The organism is Sporosarcina sp. (assembly GCF_029257255.1).
In the GTDB taxonomy this organism is placed as follows: domain Bacteria; phylum Bacillota; class Bacilli; order Bacillales_A; family Planococcaceae; genus Sporosarcina.
The window spans coordinates 61693-68323 of sequence record NZ_JARICI010000044.1; the positions used below are offsets into that span (position 1 = coordinate 61693).

A 6631-nucleotide genomic window follows, 5' to 3' on the forward strand; every position below is an offset into this window, starting at 1 on the left:
AGAGGTGGTGAAAGGTGGAGAAGCAACAGCTTATACACAATGAATCATTTGAAGTGGAGCAGCAGGAGTGGAAACGGCGGCAGCGCAAGGAGCGAGGGAAGCAGCTGCTGACAATTGTGTCTCCAATCTTTATGCTGCTGCTGTGGGAAGTGATGTCACGAACCGGTGTGCTGGATATCCGATTTTTCCCTCCGCCAAGCACGATTGTGCAAACGTTTTATGACATGATTGCTAACGGAACGATGGCAAAGCATGTGGGCGTGTCACTGTATCGGATTTTGCTCGGCTTTTTGGCAGGAGTCATACCTGGCATCATTATTGGTCTGCTAATGGGCTTATACTCGCCAATTAGGCATTTTATCCAGCCGATTGTCATGGCTCTAATGCCGATTCCAACGCTTGCATTATTGCCGATTATTATCATTTTATTCGGAATTGGAGATCTGTCCAAAGTAGTAACGATTGCAGGTAGTGTCTTTTTTCCAGTCGTGATAAACACCGCGGCGGGTGTGTTGAATATCGATAAGATCTATTTAGATGTCGCTCATAATTATCAGACGAACCGTTGGAATTTCTTCTTTAAAATCGCACTGCCGGGCGCTTTGCCTGTCATGCTCGAAGGAATTCAAATGGGGCAGGCGATTGCTTTGCTGACGATTGTGGCAGCGGAAATGATGGGGGCAACTTCGGGAATTGGTTATTTAATCTGGACATCGTATAAAGCCTTTTTATTGCCCGAAATGTATGTTGGTTTAATACTCATCTCCTTTTTCGGCTATTTATTTTCGCTTATTCTGCGCGCCCTTCAAAATAAATTATTGCCATGGAGGTGAATGAAATGGAGGGGAAGCCAAAGATCACAGTAGATGGCCTAATGAAAGCTTTTTATAAGAAACAGGGCAGCGTCGTCGCGCTTGAGAATATTTCGATGACTGTGCAGGAAGGTGAATTTGTCTGTCTGGTGGGGCCAAGCGGCTGCGGCAAGACGACGCTTCTGCGGATTTTAGCGGGGCTGGAGCAACCGAGTGTCGGTAGTTTTACGATCGCATCAGAACGGCAGGATCGGCCGCTGCAGTCGATGGTGTTTCAAGAACGCGGTATCATTCCTTGGCTGACGGTCAGGGAAAATGTTGCGTTCGGATTGAAGATGCGCAGCCTGCCGAAAGCGTTCATTGAGGAACGGACGGACTTTTATTTAAAGAAAACAGGCTTAGAACGCTTTGCTTCACTATATCCGAAAGAGCTGTCAGGCGGTATGAAGCAAAGGGTGAGCATCGCGCGTGCTTTTGCGAATGATCCGGAGATTTTATTGATGGATGAACCGTTTGGCGCACTGGACGAACAGAACAGGTTTATTCTGCAAGAAGAATTGCTGAGCATCTGGGCGGAAACGAAGAAGACGGTGTTGTTCATAACGCACAGTATCGATGAAGCGTTGCTGCTGAGCGACCGTATTTTATTAATGGGGACGCAGCCGGGAAAAATTATTGAAGAAATTATTGTCGATAAACCGAGGCCGAGAAAAATCGAGGATATACGAAATGATCCTGAAATGGCGGCGAAGTTTATCGATATCTTGCATCATTTGCAGGAAGAAGTGCAGAAATCTAGAGAATAAATGACAAAAGGAGAGATGACGTGGGGAAGTGGATGAAAAAAGCAGGTTGGGTCGGTCTGTTGTCTATGGTCTTGATTATGGGAGCATGTGCGCAAAAAGAAACGGAGAAGCCAGCACCAGTCGATAAAACACCAAAGTCCGGCGATTTGACACCGCTGGAAAGACAGGCAAAAATTTTCATTGCGGAGGATGGGGCAGCTTCAGGGGCGGGATTCTATATAGCGAAGGAAAAAGGCTATTTTGATGACTATAATATTTCCGTAGATTTTGCGGATTTTGCTAATAGTGATGATATGTTACCTGCATTGGCAGCAGGAGAAGTCGATATCGCAGGTGGCGTGTCCACAGCATCCTTCTTTAACGCGATCGCGCAGGGTATTGACGTGCGGATCATTGCGGATAAAGGACATAATATGCCTGGAGAATCATATTTCAGTTTCGTCATCGGTAATCATATGAAAGATGAAATTAAAGAGTATAGTGATTTCAAAGGCAAGAAAATTGCGGTGTCCTCTCGAAATTCAATTGATGGCTATATTTATGAAGAGATGCTGAAGCATGCAGGCTTAACGGAAGAAGATGTAGAGTATGTGCACATCGCGGATTTCGGTGCGATGCTTGGAGCAGTTGATTCGGGCACAATTGATGCTGCATTAAATATCGAGCCGCTCATTGCTCAGGGAATAGAAAAGGGCTTCCACCTCCGATTTGGAGATACGACCGATTATGCACCTGAATCGCAAATCGCGATGGTGCTGGCATCACCACAATTCATGGAGAATGAGGAGCTGTCGATTCGATTTATGGCTGCTTATTTAAAAGGGGTGCGCGACTATAACGATGCATTCTTTAAAGGCGAGGGAGAATCCGAGATCATCGATATTATGGTGAAGCATACAGCGTTGAAAGATCCTGAACTGTGGGAGCGTGTATTTGTCACAGGACTTGATCCAAACGGCAAGATGTTTATAGATGATATTAAGAAGCAATACGAAATGTATAAAGCGAACGGCGCGATTCGCGGGGAAATCGATTTCGATAAGTCGGTCGATCCGTCGCTTGTAGAACGAGCAATTAAGGAAATCGGTTTGTACGAAGAGTAAATAGGTGGAAGGGAGCTGTCCGGAGCATCGGATGGCTCTTTTTTGGTGATAGACCTTCACGTGATCATACGGATCGTTCTGCCGCTCATACGGCGTGGTCAACCGCTCAAACCGTACTTCCAAGCGATCGTACGCCTCCTGTGAATGATCATATCAGCAATAATGGCGATCATACCGAACGTGAACGCGCTCATAACGCTAGAAAATGCATGAAATATGGGACTGCCGCGCAACCCGACGTAACTGCCCCACAGCCGCACCATTCTCCAGCTTCACCGCACCATGTAACCCTCCGAACGCACCAAACCTGCCCCACGCCGCACCTTTCCCGCCAAACACACATCCTCAAAACTACAAAAAACGCCTATATTCCCAATGAAATTCGTGATAAACTGAAACGACTGAATAGTGGAAGAATGGTGAACAAATTGAAAAAATATATAGGCGAAATCGGACTGACGATTACGGCGATCATCTGGGGCAGCGGCTTTGTCATGAGTGCGCTCGCGCTGGATTATTATACGCCGTATCAAATACTCGCCGTGCGTTTTGCGGTAGGTGCGATTTTATTGGGATTGGTATTTCATAAAAAACTGCGCCAGCTGAATAAAGCAGTATTATGGAAAGGCACGCTGCTTGGGGTTTTGCTGTATGCGGCCTTTGCGTTGCAGACGGTTGGACTGCAGTTTACGACACCTTCGAAAAACGCATTCCTAACGGGTGTCAATGTGGTAATTGTACCGTTCATTGCGTTTATTTTGTACAAGCGGAAGCTCGATACGTTTGAATTATTCGGAGCAGTTTTAGCTTTAATTGGCGTGGCGGTGTTATCACTGCAATGGTCTTCGGGCATCAACCTTGGTGACGTACTGACATTGGGATGCGCAGTCATGTTCGCATTTCATATTTTCTACACGGGACGGTTTGTACAGACAGAAGATGCAATTTTGCTGACGCTTCTGCAAATGGGAGCCGCAGCGCTGATTGCTTGCGTAACGGTTTTCGGACTAGGGGAAATGTCGTTCTCGATGCACCCGACAGGCGTAAGCTCGGTGCTGTATTTAGCGGTATTCTCGACAACAATCGCATTTTTAATGCAGACAGTCGGTCAAAAGCATATATCCGAGACCAAGGCAGCGATTATTTTATCGACGGAATCGGTATGGGGGATGGCATTCTCTGTCGCGCTGGCCTATGAAGTGTTGACAGGCCGCATGTTCATCGGGGCTTTGCTCATATTCATCGCGATTCTGATTTCCGAAACGAAGCCGAAATTTTTCAAGAAACGCAGCATTCAGCAGGTGAAAGAACGAAAAGTATAAAGAAAAATCGGACGGTCTCTTTTTAGCTGAGGCAGTCCGATTTTTATTTTGCGACTAAAGAGGTCTGATAGCTGTGCAGCGACATGCCACCGATAATGATCAGTACTCCAACCAATGAAAGCACACCCGGCAATGGCAGGCTGAGCAACAGCATTTCACCAAGCATCGCAAAAATCAGCTCGACTGACTGCGTTGCTTCCACTGCTGCGAGTTTCCCTTGATCATGCTGCACCATGTCGGTCGCCATGAAAAAGAGGGAAGTTGCGATGACACCCGAGCTCACCGCAACAATTAGCGACTGTACGACCTGGCTCGTGGATGGCAGACCAACAGTGGCGGTGGCGTAAATAGCCATCACTACCCAAATAGGAATCGTCATGAGCGTCATCGCCAGTACTCGCTGGAACATGTCCAGACTTCCGCCAAGTAGATTCATCATTTTACGGTTTCCGAGAGGATAAGCGAACGCCGCGATCACTAAAGGCAGTGTGCCAAGCAGAATCGTTTTCGTGGAAACACTGCTTGCATGCGGAATTTGAATCAATACAACACCTACTAAAATAACCGATGAAATTACGAGTGATGCAGTAGGAATCCGATGGCGGATCGTCCGCAGTTCACCGGTCTCACTCTTCGCTTGAAACGTAAAAAATGGTGCCAGTAAAATACCGGCTACAATCGTCATTTGCCACGTTCCCGCTACGAGCCAGCCAGGACTGTAGCCGGCTGAAAACGTCAACGGCCCGTAAAACAGTACGAAAGCGACAAAGCTCCAAATGAAAAATGGTCCGGGTGCTGCTGCCATTTCACGTTTCATTCCAGGCAGGCCGCCACGTAAGCCGACAATCAGTATGAGGAACAGCACCATGAAGAAGTATCGCAACGAAGCGCTCCATAGCCAGCTGCCACCATCGAGCTCCATCGACCGGTTTAAAACGAATGTAACAGCAAAAAAGAGTGCGGACAAAATACCGATTCCAATGGCCTTCATCGAATTAGCCGCGCTGCTCCTGCAGTTTCAATGCTTCGATAATCACTTTCGTCGCTTTCACCATAATGTCAGCGGAAACGAATTCATATTTACCGTGATAATTTTCGCCGCCTGTAAAAACGTTCGGCGTTGGCATGCCCATAAAGGACAATTGTGAGCCGTCCGTACCGCCGCGGATTGGTTCGATTTTCGGTTCGATGCCAAGGCTGCGGTAGGCATCTGCCATCAAGTCTACAATCTCAATAACAGGCTCAATCTTTTCACGCATGTTAAAGTACTGATCTTCCATCTTCAGTTCTATTGAATGCTCCCCGTGCTTCTCCTGCAGACGCTTGACAGTATCCACTACCAGCTGCTTGCGTGCTTCAAATGCCTTGCGGTCATGGTCACGGATAATATACTGATAGGTGGTCTTTTCAACAGAGCCTTCGGCGTCCATCAAATGAATGAACCCTTCATAGTTTTCTGTTTCCTGCGGGATTTCATTCGCGGGCATCGCTGCCTGGAATTCAGCCGCAATGAGTAATGAATTGACCATTTTTCCTTTTGCTGTGCCTGGGTGGACGTTTGTTCCGCGGAAAATAATCTCTGCACCAGCTGCGTTGAAACTTTCATACTGCAGTTCACCGAGCGGTCCGCCATCCATCGTGTACGCATAGTCTGCGCAGAAGCGTTCGACGTCAAATTTATGCGGCCCGCGCCCGATTTCTTCGTCAGGCGTAAAGCCTACGCGTACTTTCCCGTGCTTGATCTCGGGATGTTCTTTCAAAAATTTCATTGCGGTCATGATTTCTGTAATGCCGGCTTTATCATCCGCACCGAGCAGTGTTGTGCCGTCAGTTGTGATGAGTGTGTGGCCGTGATAATTTTTCAGTTCGGGAAATGCTGCAGTCGTCATGACAGTAGACTCATTTAATTGGATATCGTTGCCGTCGTAGTTGTCGATGCGCTGCGGGTTGACACCTGTTCCGGTGTAATCGGTGGCGGTATCAACGTGAGCCAGGAAACCGACTGTCGGCAGTTCTTTGTCTGTATTGGACGGTAGCGTAGCAAACAAATAGCCGTCGTCATCCAATGAAATCTCCTCTAAACCGATTTCTGCCAGTTCTTTTTCAAGCAGATGCAGCAAATCCCACTGTTTAGTTGTGGAAGGTGTTGTATCAGATGCTGCGTCAGATTGTGTATCAATTTTTGCGTAGCGGATGAACCGCTCAATCAATTGTTCTTTCATTAGGGAAAACTCCTCTCCAAGATGCGAATTGCTGTTTTTATTTTAACAGAAAGGCATACTGAATACGCTGAAAATGAATGTGCTTGGAGTAAGTATGATCATGCAGGCGGGCTATATGATCAAGTTCAGAAGCTCTATGATCACGGTCGGAGGTGGTATGAGCGGTTGACAGGGCCGTATGAGCGCCTGCAGCATTTTACGAGCGGTTGAGGCGGATGAATGATCATTACTGCAATAAAAAAAGTCAAGTCCTTGTTTATGTGTAAAAGATAATACAATGGTTTTCAAGTTAAAAATTATTACAAAATATTCCATTATAGATACATGTGAATGCCTAGGATCTATCTGAAGACTGTGGCGTGACCT

6 protein-coding genes are annotated in these 6631 nt (G+C 46.8%); 4 read left to right on the plus strand and 2 right to left on the minus strand.

The features are described from left to right. The first annotated feature begins 14 nt into the window (after nucleotides 1–14). From Q1J64_RS09440 to Q1J64_RS09455, 4 genes are all read left to right on the plus strand, one after another. The gene (locus Q1J64_RS09440) at nucleotides 15–833 is read left to right on the plus strand and encodes an ABC transporter permease (protein WP_301108813.1); all 819 of its coding nucleotides are present in this window, start codon (nucleotides 15–17) and stop codon (nucleotides 831–833) included. 5 nt (nucleotides 834–838) lie between these two features. Continuing rightward, on the plus strand, nucleotides 839–1618 hold the full coding sequence (locus Q1J64_RS09445; protein ID WP_301108814.1) for an ABC transporter ATP-binding protein: 780 nt from the start codon (nucleotides 839–841) through the stop codon (nucleotides 1616–1618). A gap of 32 nt (nucleotides 1619–1650) precedes the next feature. Beyond that, complete coding sequence (locus tag Q1J64_RS09450) at nucleotides 1651–2721, plus strand: ABC transporter substrate-binding protein (protein ID WP_301108822.1); 1071 nt, start codon at nucleotides 1651–1653, stop codon at nucleotides 2719–2721. 428 nt (nucleotides 2722–3149) lie between these two features. After that, the gene (locus Q1J64_RS09455) at nucleotides 3150–4043 is read left to right on the plus strand and encodes a DMT family transporter (RefSeq protein WP_301108815.1); all 894 of its coding nucleotides are present in this window, start codon (nucleotides 3150–3152) and stop codon (nucleotides 4041–4043) included. A 43-nt stretch (nucleotides 4044–4086) separates the two neighbouring features. On the opposite strand, the gene Q1J64_RS09460 is transcribed toward Q1J64_RS09455, so the two are convergent. Both Q1J64_RS09460 and pepT read right to left on the minus strand, forming a co-directional pair. Continuing rightward, on the minus strand, nucleotides 4087–5034 hold the full coding sequence (locus Q1J64_RS09460) for a DMT family transporter (RefSeq protein ID WP_301108816.1): 948 nt from the start codon (nucleotides 5032–5034) through the stop codon (nucleotides 4087–4089). Between the two features lie 4 nt (nucleotides 5035–5038). Next, nucleotides 5039–6265, minus strand: coding sequence for a peptidase T (gene pepT / locus Q1J64_RS09465; RefSeq protein ID WP_301108817.1), 1227 nt, complete (start codon nucleotides 6263–6265; stop codon nucleotides 5039–5041). Nucleotides 6266–6631 lie beyond the last annotated feature (366 nt).

Bases quoted from the DNA above. Each gene is read 5' to 3' on its own strand.
- pepT (WP_301108817.1), bottom strand. From the start codon at position 6,265: ATGAAAGAACAATTGATTGAGCGGTTCATCCGCTACGCAAAAATTGAT.
- Q1J64_RS09445 (WP_301108814.1), top strand. From the start codon at position 839: ATGGAGGGGAAGCCAAAGATCACAGTAGATGGCCTAATGAAAGCTTTT.
- Q1J64_RS09460 (WP_301108816.1), bottom strand. From the start codon at position 5,034: ATGAAGGCCATTGGAATCGGTATTTTGTCCGCACTCTTTTTTGCTGTT.
- Q1J64_RS09450 (WP_301108822.1), top strand. From the start codon at position 1,651: ATGAAAAAAGCAGGTTGGGTCGGTCTGTTGTCTATGGTCTTGATTATG.